Annotated in this window: 13 protein-coding genes; 6 read left to right on the forward strand and 7 right to left on the reverse strand. The window is 65.0% G+C overall.

What is annotated here, in order from left to right; translation table 11 throughout:
- The 3 genes from HCZ97_RS17255 to HCZ97_RS17265 all read right to left on the reverse strand — a co-directional run.
- Positions 1-1325: M3 family oligoendopeptidase (locus tag HCZ97_RS17255; RefSeq protein WP_167690339.1), on the reverse strand; the 1325-nt coding region annotated here is incomplete at its 3' end.
- Between the two features lie 182 nt (positions 1326-1507).
- Entirely contained in the window at positions 1508-2470 is a 963-nt protein-coding gene (locus tag HCZ97_RS17260; RefSeq protein ID WP_167690341.1) for an alpha/beta fold hydrolase, read from the reverse strand.
- Positions 2471-2572: 102 nt separating this feature from the next.
- Entirely contained in the window at positions 2573-2869 is a 297-nt protein-coding gene (locus HCZ97_RS17265) for an SCP2 sterol-binding domain-containing protein (RefSeq protein ID WP_167690343.1), read from the reverse strand.
- 179 nt (positions 2870-3048) lie between these two features.
- Between HCZ97_RS17265 and HCZ97_RS17270 the strand changes: the two genes are divergently transcribed.
- The 5 genes from HCZ97_RS17270 to HCZ97_RS17290 all read left to right on the forward strand — a co-directional run bounded on the left by HCZ97_RS17270 (position 3049) and on the right by HCZ97_RS17290 (position 7944).
- Positions 3049-3504, forward strand: coding sequence for a tetratricopeptide repeat protein (locus HCZ97_RS17270; protein ID WP_167690344.1), 456 nt, complete (start codon positions 3049-3051; stop codon positions 3502-3504).
- A gap of 39 nt (positions 3505-3543) precedes the next feature.
- Positions 3544-6435 (forward strand): helicase-related protein, encoded by a 2892-nt coding sequence (locus tag HCZ97_RS17275; protein WP_167690346.1) that lies wholly within the window; start codon positions 3544-3546, stop codon positions 6433-6435.
- A gap of 2 nt (positions 6436-6437) precedes the next feature.
- The gene (locus HCZ97_RS17280; protein ID WP_167690347.1) at positions 6438-6818 is read left to right on the forward strand and encodes an RNA-binding S4 domain-containing protein; all 381 of its coding nucleotides are present in this window, start codon (positions 6438-6440) and stop codon (positions 6816-6818) included.
- A 50-nt stretch (positions 6819-6868) separates the two neighbouring features.
- On the forward strand, positions 6869-7207 hold the full coding sequence (fdxA, locus tag HCZ97_RS17285; protein WP_167690349.1) for a ferredoxin FdxA: 339 nt from the start codon (positions 6869-6871) through the stop codon (positions 7205-7207).
- Between the two features lie 227 nt (positions 7208-7434).
- Entirely contained in the window at positions 7435-7944 is a 510-nt protein-coding gene (locus HCZ97_RS17290; RefSeq protein WP_167690351.1) for a CarD family transcriptional regulator, read from the forward strand.
- An 88-nt stretch (positions 7945-8032) separates the two neighbouring features.
- On the opposite strand, the gene cobS is transcribed toward HCZ97_RS17290, so the two are convergent.
- Entirely contained in the window at positions 8033-8806 is a 774-nt protein-coding gene (cobS, locus tag HCZ97_RS17295) for an adenosylcobinamide-GDP ribazoletransferase (protein ID WP_167690352.1), read from the reverse strand.
- A gap of 67 nt (positions 8807-8873) precedes the next feature.
- Here cobS and cobT point away from each other — a divergent pair, with 67 nt between their 5' ends.
- Positions 8874-9884: a nicotinate-nucleotide--dimethylbenzimidazole phosphoribosyltransferase gene (cobT, locus tag HCZ97_RS17300; protein ID WP_167690354.1), complete on the forward strand. Its 1011-nt coding sequence runs from the start codon at positions 8874-8876 to the stop codon at positions 9882-9884.
- Here cobT and HCZ97_RS17305 read toward each other — a convergent pair.
- The 3 genes from HCZ97_RS17305 to HCZ97_RS17315 all read right to left on the reverse strand — a co-directional run bounded on the left by HCZ97_RS17305 (position 9881) and on the right by HCZ97_RS17315 (position 15394).
- Positions 9881-11776: a monovalent cation:proton antiporter-2 (CPA2) family protein gene (locus HCZ97_RS17305; RefSeq protein ID WP_167690355.1), complete on the reverse strand. Its 1896-nt coding sequence runs from the start codon at positions 11774-11776 to the stop codon at positions 9881-9883. The genes cobT and HCZ97_RS17305 overlap by 4 nt on opposite strands.
- A 224-nt stretch (positions 11777-12000) precedes the next feature.
- Positions 12001-14247 carry a hypothetical protein gene (locus tag HCZ97_RS17310; protein WP_167690357.1) on the reverse strand — a complete coding sequence of 749 codons (2247 nt, stop codon included), beginning with the start codon at positions 14245-14247 and terminating at the stop codon, positions 12001-12003.
- Between the two features lie 160 nt (positions 14248-14407).
- Positions 14408-15394 (reverse strand): hypothetical protein, encoded by a 987-nt coding sequence (locus HCZ97_RS17315; RefSeq protein WP_167690359.1) that lies wholly within the window; start codon positions 15392-15394, stop codon positions 14408-14410.
- Positions 15395-15584: the final 190 nt, after the last annotated feature.

Here is a 15584-nt window from a genome sequence, read left to right on the forward strand (position 1 = left end):
ATCTCACCGAAGACGCTTGCAGTTTCGGCAAGCGTCAGCGGGGTCGAAGACAGCATCTCACCCTGGCCGGCGGCCAGCACCTGGTGCACGCCATGGCCCAGCTCATGGGCCAGGGTCATCACGTCGCGCGGCTTGCCCAGGTAGTTGAGCATCACGTAGGGATGGACCTCTGTCACCGTGGGGTGAGCGAAGGCGCCGGGGGCCTTGCCGGGCTTCACGCCGGCGTCGATCCAACCCTTGTCGAAGAAGGGCTGCGCGATTTCGGCCATGCGGGGGGAGAAGCCGGAATAGGCAGAGAGCACCGTGTCCTTCGCTTCGTCCCAGTCAATCACGCGCTGTTCGCCGCCGGGCAGGGGGGCGTTGCGGTCCCAGACCTGCATCCGGTCAAGGCCCAGCCACTTGCGCTTAAGCTCGTAGTAGCGGTGGCTCAGGCGGGGATAGGCGTTCACCACGGCGTTGCGCAGGGCCTCGACGACTTCCGGCTCCACGTGGTTGGACAGGTGGCGGCCGGTTTGCGGCGTGGGCATCCCGCGCCAGCGGTCCATGACCTCTTTCTCTTTCGCCTGCGTGTTGTGAACGCGGGCAAAGGTGCGCAGGTTGTCGGCCATGACGCGGGCGATTTCGCGCGCGGCGGCTTCCCGCGTGTCGCGGTCGTAATCCTGCAGCAGGGTCAGGGCGGATTCGATGTTAAGCTCTTCCTCACCGACGTAGAAGCTGAGCCCAGCCATGGTCTCATCAAAAAGCTTCTGCCAAGCATCGCCCACCACGCCCAGGTCATGCAGGAATTTCTCAAGCTCATCTGAGAGCTGGTAGGGTTTCATCGCGCGGATACGATCGAAGACCGGCTTGTAACGCGCGAGTTCCGCGTTTTCGGCGAAAAGCCCGTCCAGGTGATCATCCGGCAGGCGGTTCAGTTCCAGAGTGAAGAAAACCAGCGGCGTGGTGAAGGTGGTGATCCGGTCCTGCATGTCAGACATGAACTTGACCCGGTCACCGGCAGTGGTGATCTGGTAATAGCGCAGGCCGGCGTAGGACATGATGCGCCCGGCCACGGTATCGATCCGTTCGTTGCGCTTGACGCAGTCCAGGAAGGCTTCGGCATCCAGATCCGCCAGCTTGCCTTCGTAATCTTCTGCAAAGCTGCGGCAGGCCTCTTCCAGCCAGTCCAGGTCGCGCTTCAGCTCAGGTGCATCCGGCGCGGAATAGAGATCCGTCAGGTCCCATTCGGGCAGGTTGCCGAAGGGCGCGCTGTCATCGGCACCACTTGCATTGGCGTCCCGGACCGGAAAGGGCAGGGCGCGGGTGGTCAGGGTCTTCGGGCTCATGGATCCTCCGATGATAACAATCCGGGTGCTTGACATAGGCCGGTGAAGGCCCTGCAACAAGGGCAAGCTGTGCCGGTTTGTTGCCGGGGTGGCGGTGACGATGCCGGAAGCGCGCTCTTCGCGGGCCGCGATGCTGTTTGCCTGAAAAATTCGCTTAGACGAATGGCCCAACCGATGGCGGCCTAGGCGCTGGAACGCGCGTCCGCCTTGGTCAGGTGCTGATCGAAGAAGGCGCAGCAGCTGTCGAAGGTGCTGGCACGGACGCCCGGACCTTCCATCATGACCTCGTGCCGCGCGCCCTCGACCATCTTGAGGTGGCCGTCCGGCCAGCTGGCCATCCTGTCCCTGACGCGCTGGCGTGAGACGATCCCCTCGGAGGTGCCAAGGAAGGTCAGTGCCGGCACGGGCGGAGCGGCCATGCGGGACAGCGCACGGGTCTCATGCAGCGCCTCGTATAGCCATTTCGTGGTCGGCCCACCGATCATCAGCTCCGGGTGTTCGCGGGCCTGGTGGCGCATGTAATCATACATCTCCAGGTCCGTGGTCAGCTTGTTTTTCTGGAAGTCCTCGAAAAGGACATAGGTTTCTGACCGCGTTCCAGGGGAAAGCGTTTCCGACATCCCCAGCACCTGCGACGCGGAGCTGACAAGCCAGGCGATGGGGCGCAGGATCGCGTGCAACTCGATCCCCCACATGGGGGCGGTGAAGGCGGCGGCGTTGACGGGCAGCCCTTCGTAGAGCGCGCGCAAGCCGATCGCCCCGCCCATGGAATGGCCCAGCAGGAAGAAGGGGCCGGGGATCTCAAGCCCCTCGATCCCGCGCAACAGCGTCTGCACATCGACCTGGTAATCGGAGAATTGCGCAACGTGACCAAGCGCGGGATCCCCCGCCACCCGGTCTGCCAGCCCCTGGCCGCGCCAGTCGATGGCCACGGTGCGGTAACCGCGGGCCTGCAAATCGGCAGCGGCGCGCCCGTATTTCTCTGCGTATTCGGTACGACCGGGGAAGAGCAGCACGGTACCCTTCGCCTCTGCCATGGGCCAATGCGCGAGGCGCAGCTTCAGCCCGTCCGGAGTCGTCAGCCAATAGGCGCAGCCACCATCGGGGCCGTCATCCACATCCGAGAAAAAGGGGGCAGGTTCCATGCGCCGTCCTGACAATGTTTAGCCGCTTCCGGGCCGCTGTGGCTTGGGCGCGCCGCCGGAGTCCACCGGGCCAAGTGCGACGCGCCCGGTTTCAATAGCGCCTCAGGAAAGGATACCGGCCAGGGCCATCGCCTTGGACATGTCGCCATCCACGCTGAGCTTCCCGGTCATGAAAGCCGAGGTCGGGTTAAGATCGCCTGAAAGCATGTCCTCGACCGTGTCGGAATCCGCGGTCAGGGTTACATCGGCTTCTTCCGACTCATCGCAGACCCGCACGTCGGAACCTTCCACCATCACGGCGCCTTCGCCTTCGATCAGGAACTTGGCCGTACCTTCCAGCGTCTCACCGCTGAGTTTTTCCTTCAAAGCGGCAGCTACGGTCGAAATCACGTCACTCATCTTGCGCCTTCCATCAATTATTAGTGTTCTGGGCTCACATTCGATCCCGTATCAGGGTAGATTTCTAAAATATGTTCGCGACACAATCATACCGCAAATCTGCACTCGTGGCATGTATCGCTGCGTCACTCCTCTTGGGGCCAAACCTAGGACGTGCCGATGATTCGACCAGCGCGCTGATGGACGAACTGTCCCAGGCGGATCCGGTGGACGCCAAGAAGATCCAGCGTGAGCTTCAGCTGATCTGGTCACGCTCGGGCTCCCCGACCATGGATTTGCTACTGCGAGAAGGGCGGGACGCGCTGGAAGCCGGTGATCTGAAGGTGGCCTTGGGCCACCTGTCCGCGCTGATCGACCATGCGCCGGATTTTGCCGAAGGCTGGCATCTGCGCGCCCAGGCCTTCTTCCGGGAAGAGGAATTCGGCCTTGCCCTGGCAGATCTGGAGATGGCGCTGGCCCTCAATCCCGATAATTTTCAGGTCGTTTACGGCATGTCGCTGATCCTCGAGCAGGTCGGCCGCCTGAAGGAGGCCTATAGCGGGTATGAGGCGATCCTGGCGGTCTACCCAGCCCACGAAGAGGCGAAAGAAGGACGCGACCGGCTTGCACGACAGGTCGGAGGCAGCGATATCTGACACCGGGCCCGCAATCTGGGCGCAGAAAAGGTGGCAGGCATGTCCCTCCAGGGCAGTAGGGCTCAAGGCAGGATAACGGCGGTCCTCGGGCCGACGAACACGGGCAAGACCCATTACGCGATCGAACGGATGCTGGGCTACCGGACAGGTATCATCGGCCTGCCGCTGCGTCTGCTTGCGCGTGAAGTCTATGACAAGATCGTCGCGGCGCGCGGCCCCTCCGTCGTGGCGTTGGTCACGGGCGAGGAGCGGATCGTGCCGCCACGCGCCCAGTACTGGGTCTGCACGGTCGAGGCCATGCCAGAGGGGATGGGCTGCGACTTCCTGGCAGTGGACGAGATCCAGCTTTGCGCCGATCCCGAACGCGGCCATGTCTTTACCGATCGCCTGCTGCGCTCGCGCGGGACCAATGAAACGCTTTTCCTGGGCGCGGACACCATGCGCGGTGTCATTGCGGAGTTGATCCCGGAAGCGCAATTCGTGCGCCGCGAACGGATGTCGCAGCTGGATTACGCCGGTTCGCGCAAGATTTCACGGATGCCGGCGCGTTCGGCCGTGGTCGGGTTCTCCGTCGATAATATCTACGCCATGGCAGAGCTTATCCGGCGCCAGAAGGGGGGCGCGGCCGTGGTCATGGGGGCGCTCAGCCCGCGCACGCGCAATGCCCAGGTCGAGCTCTACCAGAACGGCGACGTGGACTACCTGGTGGCCACCGATGCCATCGGCATGGGGCTGAACCTGGACGTCAAGCACGTTGCCTTTTCGTCGCTGACCAAGTTCGACGGGCGGCGGATGCGAATGCTGGCCCCCAACGAGCTGGCCCAGATCGCGGGCCGGGCCGGGCGAGGCATGAGTGACGGAACCTTCGGCGTGACCGGCGAGGCGGAGCCGCTGGATGAAGAGGTGGTCGAAGCGATCACGGAGCATCGCTTTACCCCGATCCGCAAGCTGAACTGGCGGAATCACAGGCTGAATTTTGGGGGAATCACGCCCCTTATCGAGTCGCTGGAAGCCGGTCCAACCCACGAAAGGCTGATGAAGGCGCGCGAGGCGGACGACCTCCTGGCGCTTAAATCCATGTCATCGGACGCGGAAGTTCGCGCAAGAGCCAGCAGTCCGACCGCGGTGCGCCTGCTCTGGGACGTGTGCCGGATACCGGATTTCCGGGGAATCAGTCATAATGAACACGCAGGACTTCTGGCGCGGATCTTTGGATTCCTTCATGAAAGCGGCCAGGTGCCCAATGAATGGCTGGCCACCCAGGTCAAGCGGATCGACCGGGTGGACGGGGATATCGATGCCCTGTCGAAACGGCTCGCATTCATCCGCACATGGACTTATGTGGCTCAACGCAAGGGTTGGGTAGGTGACGAAAGTCATTGGCGCGGAGAGACACGCGCGGTAGAAGACCGCTTGTCGGATGCGCTGCACGCGCGTTTGACCCAGAGATTTGTGGACCGGCGCACCAGCGTGTTGATGCGGCGGCTCAAGCAGAAGGAGGCCCTCTTGGCCGAAGTTAGCGAGACCGGAGAGGTCACTGTCGAGGGCGAATTCGTGGGCCGTCTTGAAGGCTTCCGTTTCCGTCAGGATCAGGACGCGAGCGGGCAGGAGGCCAAGACCCTCCGCCAGGCAAGCATCCAGGCACTTGTGCCGCATTTCAACCTGCGCGCGGATCGGTTCTACAACGCCCCCGATACGGAGATCGACTTTACCGAGCAGGGGGGCCTCATGTGGGGCGATCAGGCTGTCGGGAAGCTGGTGGCCGGGGCAGAGCCCATGAAGCCGCAGGTCGTGGCCTTCGTCGATGACGAAGCCGGCCCGGATGTGGCCCAGAAGGTGCAACGCCGCCTGCAGCATTTCATCGACCGTAAGGTTGCGGCGCTCTTCGAGCCGCTGCTGAACCTGTCGCGGGACGAGGCGCTTTCGGGGCTCGCGCGGGGCTTTGCCTTCCGCATGGTCGAAGCGCTTGGCATCCTGCCGCGCGGCGAAGTCGCCGATGACGTGAAGGCCCTGGACCAGGAGGCCCGTGGCGCGCTGCGCAAGCATGGCCTGCGGTTCGGCCAGTACACGATCTTCCTTCCGCTGCTGCTGAAACCGGCGCCCACGCGTCTGCGCCTGGTGCTGTGGTCCCTGTCCAAGGATCTTCAGGAATTCCCCGAAGCGCCGCCGCCGGGCCTGGTCACAGTGCCTGCGCAAAGCGAGATGCCCCAGGGCTATTACGCCATGGCGGGCTACCGTGCTGCCGGCGATCGCGCGATCCGCATCGACATGCTGGAACGGCTTGCGGACATGCTGCGCTCCGAAGACAGCCGCGGTGGCTTCGAGGCCAAGGCGGACATGCTCTCCATCACGGGGATGACGCTGGACCAGTTCGCCGACCTCATGCAGGGTCTTGGCTACAAGGCCGAGAAGGGCGAGCGCCAGAAGGTGAAACCGGAGCCATTGGCCGAGGCAAAAGCACCCGAGGCCGCTCCGGCGGCAGAGGCTGACGCGGCCGATACGCCGGCGACTGCCGAGGGCGCAGAGCCCGTGGAAGCCACAGAGGCCCCCACGGAAGCGCCTGTTGAGACGCCTGCAGAAGCCGAGGCATCGGAGACGGTAGAAGCAGCGGCTGAAACCCCTGATGAAGCGCCCGCCGAAGTGGAGATGGAGACCTTCTTCACCTTCACTTGGGGTGGCCGGGCCGCACGCCAGAACCGGGGCCGTCGCCCCGAGGGCAATCGGGCTCCGCAGGGCAAGGGCAACCCGCAGCTCCGTGGCGACCGCTCCAAGGGTGGCAAACCCCGTGGCAAGCAGGGCGGCAAGCCCGGTGGCAAGCCGCAGGGCAATAAGGCCAAGGTCTTTGAATCGGCTCCGCCGAAGAAGAAAGACCGTATCGACCCCGACAACCCCTTCGCCGCCGCGCTGATGGGACTGAAGGACAAGAGCTGATCTTGTCCGACACGGCCCGCCTGCGCGTGGACAAATGGCTTTGGCAGGCCCGGTTCTTCAAGAGCCGGAGCCTTGCCTCTGCCTGTGTCACCGGGGGCCATCTGCGCATCAACGGACGCCATGCCGCGAAGGCTTCTGCCGGTGTGGGGCCCGGCGATGTGCTAACCTTTCCGCAGGGCAAGGTGGTGCGGGTGGTGAAGATCCTGGCCCTTGGCACCCGCCGTGGACCGGCACCGGAGGCCCAGGGCCTTTACGAAGATCTCACCCCGGCTGAGAACCTTGAGAAACACGTTCCGCCGATTGCCCGGATCGCAGGCAATTCTCGTCCGACCAAGCGTGACCGCAGGAAACTCGATCTTGATCGAGGTGGACCGCTTGAATGATCCGGCGCGCTGGTCTAGCTAGTCGCCTGTCCGACCCAGAAGAGTAAGCCATGACCTACGTCGTCACCGAAAATTGTATCGCCTGCAAATACACCGACTGCGTCGAAGTTTGCCCGGTGGATTGCTTTTACGAAGGCGAAAACACCCTGGTGATCCATCCCGACGAATGCATCGATTGCGGCGTTTGCGAACCCGAATGCCCGGCGGACGCAATCCGCCCCGATACTGAACCGGACATGGACAAATGGGTCGAGTTCAACCGCAAGTATGCGGAACTCTGGCCGGTGATCATCACCAAGAAAGAGCCGCTGCCGGAAGCCACGGACCGTGACGGCGAAGACGGCAAGATGGAGAAGTATTTCTCCGAGGCGCCGGGCGAGGGCGGCTGAGCCTCTTTACCCCATAGTAAAGCCAATTGCGCAGCGGCCTTCCACAAAGGCCGATTCTGTGGTATATATTGTCGTTACATATGACAATGACGACCCTTTCCCGATCCGCGGGCACTGCTGACCGCCGGATCCACATCTGATGAGAGACCGTAACGTGTTTAGTGCCGCTGGCCGGCGCTGGACATTTTCGTGCCCTCTGATTGGAGGGTCTGTGAGGAAGAATCTGTATGACCAAATCGAAGAAGCCTGAGTTTCGCCCGAACGAACACGTTGTCTACCCGGCCCATGGTGTCGGCAAGATCGTATCCATCGAAAGCCAGGAGATCGCCGGCATACAGCTTGAGCTGTTCGTCATCTCCTTCGAGAAGGACAAGATGACCCTGCGGGTACCGACCCACAAGGCGACCGAAGTGGGCATGCGTTCGCTTGCCAGCCCGGAAGAGGTCTCTAAGGCGATGACCACGCTGAAGGGCAAGGCCAAGGTGAAGCGCGCCATGTGGTCGCGCCGCGCGCAGGAATACGAACAGAAGATCAACTCCGGTGATCTGATCGCCATCGCGGAGGTCGTGCGCGACCTGCACCGCAGCGATGATCAGCGTGAGCAATCCTATTCCGAGCGTCAGCTTTACGAAGCCGCGCTTGAGCGCCTGACCCGCGAAGTGGCTGCCGTTGCCGGTGGTGACGAAGTGGCTGCCGCCAAGCAGGTGGACGAAGTGCTTGTGAGCCGCGCCGCCTGATCGGCATCCGGGTTCCGAAAGATCGAAGGCCGTGGCGCAAGCTGCGGCCTTTTTCTGTTTGGGGCTTTCTTTCAGGCAGTCAGGCCCGTCAGCTGATGAGCGAAAACAGCACGGCAATCTCTGCCACTTGCTGCCCGGCACCAAGGATATCGCCGGTTTGCCCGCCAATCTTCTTCATGGCGATCCGCGCCAGCACGCACAGCACCAGACCGCCGGCAAGCAGCGCAGGCAGGGTGTTCCAGCCCGTGAAGACCAGCGCCAGCAGCAGGGCAAGTCCAAGCCCGGCCATCGCCGTGGACAGGGCGACGGTGCCGACGGCGCGTGACAGGCCGTTGTCCCGCGCATGGGGCATCAGCGCCATCATCAGGGGCAGGGCGCCCCGGGACAATGCGCCGGTGGCGATCAGCGCAGGCAGGGCCCAGCCCGCATGAAACAGCGCCGCATAGGCCAGCCAGCGCGCGATCAGGCTGAGGACCAGCGCCATGGTGCCATAGGCGCCGATCCGGCTGTCCTTCATGATCTCGAGCCGCCGCGCGGCTGTCATGCCGCCCCAGAGGCCATCAGCTGTATCTGCCAGCCCATCCTCGTGCAGGGCGCCGCTGAGCGCGACGGATGCGACCAGCGCCAAGAGCGCCGCGCCTTCAGCCGGGACCTGCAGCCATTGCGCAAGAAGCCCGACCAAGCCTGCCAGTGCCCCCAGGATCGCGCCGGCCAGCGGGTAGGCCCAGGCAGATTGCGCGCCACGTCCCTGGTGCGCGGGCAGGGGAAGGCGGCTGAGCAGGCCAAGGCTGGACAGCAGATCGCCCCAGGCTTGCGCCAGCGCCGGGGACAGGCGTTCGGACCAGGACGTTTGCAGGCTCATCTTTCCGGTTGCTCCCTTTCCTGAGGGCCTTAGACACGGGGGGAGATGCAAATGCAATGGATGCCCCATGACCGCGACTTTCTCTTCCCTTGATGAATTCCGGGCGGCGCTTCGGTCCGCGAAAGGCCCCGACGCGGCGGCCCTGGCCGGTGCGGCAGAGCGCAATGGCCAGCTGACCAAGCCTGCGGGATCGCTGGGCCGGCTGGAAGAGCTGGCGATCTGGTACGCCGGGTGGCGCGGACAGGCAAAGCCGGTGCTGGCACATCCCCAGGTGGTGATCTTCGCGGGCAATCACGGGGTCGTGGCCCGGGGCGTCTCGGCCTTTCCGGCGGAGGTGACCGAACAGATGGTGCTGAACTTCCAGCATGGCGGCGCGGCGATCAACCAGCTTTCCCGCGTGGCGGGGGCCACGATGGATGTGCATGCGCTTGATCTGGACCGTCCCACGCAGGATTTTTGCGAAGGTCCGGCGATGAGCGAGGCAGAGCTGCTGAGCGCCCTGAAAACCGGCTGGAATGCCGTGAGTCCCGAGGCCGATCTGCTGGTGACCGGAGAGATGGGGATCGGAAACACGACCCCCGCCGCAGCAATTGCCCTGGCGCTGTTCGGCGGCACGGCCACCGACTGGTCCGGGCGCGGCACCGGGCTGGACGACGCGGGCGTGTTCCGCAAGGCCGAGGTCGTGGCTGAGGGCGTGGCCCTGCATCAACCTGAAACCGGCCTTGAGACCCTGCGCTGCCTGGGCGGGCGGGAGATCGCGGCGATGGCTGGCGCCATAGCGCGGGCCCGGGTGCTGGGCATCCCGGTGCTGCTGGACGGGTTCATCTGCTGTGCGGCCGCCGCCTGCCTGACGGCGGAGGTGCCCGGCGCGTTGGATCACGCCGTCGCGGGCCATGCCAGCGCGGAAGGGGCCCATCCCCGCCTGCTTGAGAAATTGGGGAAAGAGCCACTTCTGACCCTTGGCTTGCGTCTGGGCGAAGGGTCCGGCGCTGCGCTGGCCATTCCGATCCTGCAGGGCGCGGTGGCCTGCCTGTCCGGCATGGCCACCTTTGCCGAGGCCGGCGTGACGGACGGCTAGGCCGCGTCGCCCGGCTTGTTGGTAAACTGCGCCAGAAGCGCGGTTTCCAGGTCCTTCTCAAGCTCGTTGGCCCGCGCGATGTACTCCGGATTGCGCGAGGCCGGCAGGTTCGGATCCCAGAGCTCTGCCAGCTCGCGCACCGTCATGCGGTCATGTCGCGAAAAGATGCGCGCGGCCTCTGCCGCCTCGAAATCCGTCAGCCCGATGTTTTCCAGCACGTAGCGCCCCGCACGCAGGGAGCTGTCGAAGGTTTCGCGCACGATGTCGTCTGCCCCGGCCTGGTACAGCCCGTAGACATGAGTCCGGTCATAGGCGCGGGCGATGATATGCAGGTCCGGCCGTTCAGAGCGGGCATAGGACACCAGCTTGGTCACCGCGTCATTGTTGTCCATGGCGGCCACCAGCACGCGCGCCTTGTCCAGCCCGGCGGCATGCAGGATGTCCGGGCGCGTGGGGTCGCCGAAGTAGCACTTGAAGCCGAAGCGGCGCATGACCTCGATCGTGTTCATGTCGTTGTCCAGGATCACGGTCTTGAAGCCGGAGCTTTGCACTAGCCGGTTCACGATCTGCCCGAAACGGCCGACCCCGGCGATGATCACGATCCCTTCATCCTCGAATTCTTCGTCCTCGGGCGCTTCCGCCGTATCCACCATGCGGCGGGAGATCTGGTCATAGACGATGAAGAACAGCGGCGTGAGCAGCATGGTCAGGGTGATCGACAGCAGCACGGAGTCTGCCAGCCCGGTGTTGAAGACCTCAAGCTGGCGCGAGAAGCTGACCAGCACGAAGCCGAATTCCCCGGCCTGGGCCAGCCCAAGCGTAAACAGGATCAGGTTGCGGTGGCGCAGCTTGAAGATCCAGCCAAGCGCACAGAGGATCGCGCCCTTCAGCAGGATCACTGCCAGCGCGATGCCGACGATGCGCACAGGGTCGTTGAGGAAGATCGAAAAGTCGATGCCCGCGCCTACGGTGATGAAGAAGAGCCCCAGCAAGAGGCCCTTGAAGGGCTGGATGTCGCTTTCCAGCTCATGGCGGAATTCACTGTTGGCCAGCACCACGCCGGCCAGGAAAGTGCCAAGCGCGGGGGACAGCCCCACCAGGTTCATAAGCGAGGCGATCCCGATCAGGATGGCCAGCGCCAGGGCGGTGTACATTTCCGGCAATCGGGCGGAATGGATGAAACGGAAGAGCGGCCGGATCAGGTAGATCCCGGCCAGGATGACGATCCCCACCGCGGCAAGGGTCACCAGGGTGATCCCCCATCCCGGCAGGTTGGAGATCAGCGTCGCCGCGCCTTCGGCCACGGTGACGATCTCAGGCGCGGCGGCGGCGCCTTCGGCCAAGGCCTCGGGGGCGGGCGGCGGCGTCTGCGCGACGGAGGAGAGCGCCAGAAGCGGCAGGAAGGCGATCATCGGGATCACCGCCATGTCCTGCGTCAGAAGCACGGCAAAGGCAGATCGGCCCCCGGGTGTCTGCATCAGACCCTTCTCGGACAGGGTCTGCAGCACGATGGCGGTCGAGGACAGCGAAAAGACCATGCCAAGCGCCAGGGCCGTGTTCCAGGCCATGCCAAAGGCCATGGCGGCACCGGCCACCGCCCCCATGGTCAGCACCACCTGCAAGCCGCCCAGTCCCAGAAGCTTGTGCCGCATGTCCCAGAGCGCACGGGGCTCAAGCTCGAGCCCGATCAGGAACAGCATCATGACCACGCCGAATTCGGCGAAATGCTGCAGGCTGTGGGTTTCATGGCCCACCAGGTGCAGCACCGGCCCGATCAGCATCCCGGCGGCCAGGTAGCCCAGCACCGAGCCCAGCCCAAGCCGAGCGGCCAGCGGGACGGCGATCACTGCCGCGGTCAGGTAGATCGTTGCCTGGTAAAGGAAGCTTTCCATGGGGTCTTGAGTGTCCTTCCTGGCCGCATGCCTGTGCGGCTGGTGTTGCTGGGGCGCGGGCTATGGCGGCTGCGCGGTGGCTGTCACGTGGCCTTGCCGAAGGGCATCTGCCGGGCCGCCCGACCCGTGCCGCAAGCGCGGCGGGTCCGGTCCGCTTCGATGATAGATATCCCTCAGCGGCAGGCAACCGGCTTGCGCAGCTGATCACGCCCGAATGGGGCGGTTCAGGGCATTTCCAGCAGGAGATTCCTGTTGGATTTGACGTATCTTAGCGCATCTTCGCTGATCGCGGCCACCCGGCCGCCATCCAGCCTGTCCCCGACGCCGACCTTGACGATGCGCCCGTTGGGCAGGCGCACCAGGGCTGAGCGGTTCCCGGACGAGCCCATGACACCGATAAGGTTCAGATCGTTGAGGTTGATCGCCCGTTTCGCCGTTGCCAGCCGCGTCACGCCAGATTGTGAGGGCGCTGGCGGGCTTGTGGTTTGCGATGGTTCCACCGCCGGGGCGGCGGCGCGGGCGGCTGCCACCTGTTCGGCAAAGCCCTTTGGCCGGGCATGGGGGCGCAAAGAGAAGATGCGGGGTACGGCCAGCTCTTCGTCGTCTTCCGTGGCTTCGGGTTCGCCATCGGCCAGGTCCTCCGCATCGCTCGATGCGGTGCCGGTATCCTCGATACCGGCGGGGCGGGGGCGGGGGCGGACCAGTCCGGCCAGTTCTTCAGCCAGCGGGCTGGGCTGCGTTTCCGAGTCGGCGTCTTCGGCGGTCTGCGCAGGCTCTGGTGCTTCAACGGGTGTCTCGGCCTCAGAAGCTTCAGTGGCGGCGGTATCAGCGCCAGGCGTCTCCGGACCCGCGGCCTCTTCGGCGGGCGCCTCTTGTGCTGGGTCGGTGCCGGGGCGTTCGGGCGGCACGACGTCAGGGGGACCGCTGTAGACCAGGTGCCCGGCCGGGGTCATCGCGCCCTCTGGCGTGGCAACGACCAACCCGCGGTCATCCAGCTCAAAGCGGGCATCTGGCGCGGGCGGCAGGGGTGGCTCTGAAAACGCGGGGTCGGGCACTGGAGGAAGCACCGGTTGCGGCATGGTTTCAAAGACCGGGGGCAGGCCTTCGACGGGGCTGGCCAAGGCCACCTCGATCGGGGCCAGGACAGAGCCGGGCGGCGCGACGCTGGCCAATGGTGCGCGCTGCCAAATGCCGGTGGCGGCATAGCGGGCTGCGGCCTCTGACGGGGTGGCGGGCGCAGAACGGGGCACCGGCGCGGCCACAGGCACGGATTCGGGCTGATTCGGCGGCGCGCCAGCATCGGAGGGCGCAAGGGCCTGCGGCGCGGCGGCGGCCGGGCGATTGTCTGCGCCGCTGCGTGGCGCGGGCAGGCTGTCCGGTTGCTGGGCTGCGCCGGTCATCTCTTCCGGTGACGTACCGATGAGGGGGCCATTGGTGGCGTCGTCAGGCGCCGCGCTCTCGGGCTCGTTCAGCGCGATCTGCTCCGGCGGCTCCATGCTGCCGGAGAGCGGACCCATGAGGAAGGCCCAGGTCCCGGCACCTGCCAGAAGCACCAGCGCGGCCCCGGCCAGCATCAGCTTGCCCTTGGCGCTGCGCTTCGGCTCATCGCGCGTGCCGAAGACCGTCAGGCGCTCTGCTTCGGTCTGCGCGGCTTGGTCCGGTGCGGGTGCGACCGGCGGGGGGGCCGTTTGCATGGACCCGGCGGGCGGCTTGGGCGCAGGGGGCTGGGGAGCCGGGGGGGGCGAAACTTCTACCGGCGTCACGGATGCAGGAGCTTCGGCGGAGAGGTCAGCCGGGGGCTCTGCCGGTTGAGCGATGTCGGCCGTGCGCACAGGTTCGGGAGCCGCGACCGGTGCCGGAGTTTCGCCAAGGGGCCGAGCCAGTTGGGCCACTTCCGGCGCGGTGAGCGGTTTGGGTGGCTCTGCAGGGGCGGCGGGCGCTGCAACCGGCTCCGCGTTCGGGGCGGCCACGGGGGCCGGGTCCGCAGGGCGTTCTTCAGGACCGAAGTAGGGCTCTTTCGCGAAGACCGCGGGATCGGTGGGTGCGGCGACATAGGCGACGGGGTTGAAGCCCCAGCGGGTGGCGAAACGATCCGCCTCTTCAAGGGTCTCACGGGCGACGGCGGCGATTTGCAGCTCTGCACCGGTGCGATGCCAGTCAAAGCGCAGGTCGGCCACGGCATAGGGCGTCACCCCTTCCAGCGCTGCGGCGACCAGCGGGGCCTCTTCCCCGTGGGGAAGATCCTGGGGCACCGCGATGGTGAGGTAGCGCACCTGGTCCTCGGGAAGCACGATCTGGCTGCGCACGGGCTGACCCAGCTCTGCCTCTGCCCGCGCCAGGATGGAGGCCACCTGGGCGGCGAAATTGTCATCCTCGAACCGAGCACGGCCGACATCGGCCCAAACGCCATCGGCCCGCCGCTGAAGCGAGAGCGCGTGTTCGGTGAATCTCAGGGCAAGGTCAGGACGCATGTATCGTTCAAGTTATGTGATCGCGACATGCCCGCAAGGCCCCGGAGACGGTCAGGTCCGGCGGAAGCCAGCAGTGGGCGCGAATTTGCTCAACACTAACGCAGCGGAGAGTTGCGGCAAAGTAAAACGCCTGTGTGTCGGCGCAAAAGCGCGACAGGTTTCAGCGCATCCAGAAACCTTCGCGGCGCAGGCGGTTGCGGATCGCCTGTTCCTTGCGGGGCAGGTTGTCCTGATCGAAGAGCGCGCGCACCTTGGTTCCGCGGCCCTGGTAGATCATCCGTTTCATCGGCTCGTAGTTCTTGAGTATCTTCTTGATCCGATTGGGTTTCGCGACCTCTTCCAGCACCTGGACGGCCTTGTCGCTTTCACGCGCAAAAAGCAGCGGCAGGTAGCGGTAGTGGCAGCTGACCTCACCATCCAGCAGCCCCTCTGGCAGGGCGTCGCGCCCTCCGCCAAGCGCATGGATCACCAGCGGCAAAGCCACCTGGTCAAGCCAGGGGACAAGCGGCTGGCAGATCAGCTCTGGCGGCGGGGTGTCGCGGATCGCCAGCGCGTACTCAAGGAAAAGCCGCGCGAAGTCCTGGGGGGAGCGGTGGTAGAAGAACCCGGCGTTGAAATAGAGGTAGCGGCGCCAGAATTCATCCGGCCATGCCTTGTCGAGCGAGCTTTCGAAATCCAGCCCGAAGCGGACATAGAGGCTTTTCCAGATCTCCGTGTAGCCGGGCCCGTAAAGCTCCGGCACCGGCCAGGTCCCTTCCCGCCGAAGAGAGGCGCCCGGGCGGTCGAAATCGAAGGGCACCTCTGAAATCTCGTCCAGGATCAGCGTGTCACTGTCAAAGAAGACGAAAGGCTCATCCGGGGGCAAGGCGAAGAGGCATTCGATCTTGTTGCCCTGGGGATAGGAGGCGCCGAAATGCAGGCTGTCGAAGGGCAGCATTTCTGCTCCCAGCCGGGCCAGAAGGTCCAGCACGCCGGCATCCTGGATGCGCGGGTCCTGTGGCCAGAGCGGGCCTGGGCGGGGTTGCGCCACGAAAAGACGGCCCGCGAATTTCGGGCTGCGCGCCCGCAGGGAGGCCGCGAAGAGCGCGGCTTCGTATTGAAGGCGGCCGGACTGACCGACAATGACGATGTTGAAGGTCTCGCGCATTCCCGATTCCCGGCCCTGATCTGTAATGCGGTGAAAAAAATGGATAATTGCAGGGCTAGCATAGTCAAGCCGAGCCGGTTGGGGAAGCGGGCTTTGCTGCGGGATGTCCTGCGGTCGCTGGATTGCAGCAGGGTAGCCTTTGTGATCAGCCTGCACGCCCATTTGTGCGGCGCGATGTCAGCCGGACCGA

Origin of the sequence: Pseudooceanicola sp. HF7 (assembly GCF_011806405.1) — a bacterium.
Classification (GTDB): domain Bacteria; phylum Pseudomonadota; class Alphaproteobacteria; order Rhodobacterales; family Rhodobacteraceae; genus Pseudooceanicola.

Bases quoted from the DNA above. Each gene is read 5' to 3' on its own strand.
- HCZ97_RS17260 (WP_167690341.1), bottom strand. From the start codon at position 2,470: ATGGAACCTGCCCCCTTTTTCTCGGATGTGGATGACGGCCCCGATGGT.
- HCZ97_RS17265 (WP_167690343.1), bottom strand. From the start codon at position 2,869: ATGAGTGACGTGATTTCGACCGTAGCTGCCGCTTTGAAGGAAAAACTC.
- HCZ97_RS17270 (WP_167690344.1), top strand. From the start codon at position 3,049: ATGGACGAACTGTCCCAGGCGGATCCGGTGGACGCCAAGAAGATCCAG.
- HCZ97_RS17275 (WP_167690346.1), top strand. From the start codon at position 3,544: ATGTCCCTCCAGGGCAGTAGGGCTCAAGGCAGGATAACGGCGGTCCTC.
- fdxA (WP_167690349.1), top strand. From the start codon at position 6,869: ATGACCTACGTCGTCACCGAAAATTGTATCGCCTGCAAATACACCGAC.
- HCZ97_RS17290 (WP_167690351.1), top strand. From the start codon at position 7,435: ATGACCAAATCGAAGAAGCCTGAGTTTCGCCCGAACGAACACGTTGTC.
- cobS (WP_167690352.1), bottom strand. From the start codon at position 8,806: ATGAGCCTGCAAACGTCCTGGTCCGAACGCCTGTCCCCGGCGCTGGCG.
- cobT (WP_167690354.1), top strand. From the start codon at position 8,874: ATGACCGCGACTTTCTCTTCCCTTGATGAATTCCGGGCGGCGCTTCGG.
- HCZ97_RS17305 (WP_167690355.1), bottom strand. From the start codon at position 11,776: ATGGAAAGCTTCCTTTACCAGGCAACGATCTACCTGACCGCGGCAGTG.
- HCZ97_RS17310 (WP_167690357.1), bottom strand. From the start codon at position 14,247: ATGCGTCCTGACCTTGCCCTGAGATTCACCGAACACGCGCTCTCGCTT.
- HCZ97_RS17315 (WP_167690359.1), bottom strand. From the start codon at position 15,394: ATGCGCGAGACCTTCAACATCGTCATTGTCGGTCAGTCCGGCCGCCTT.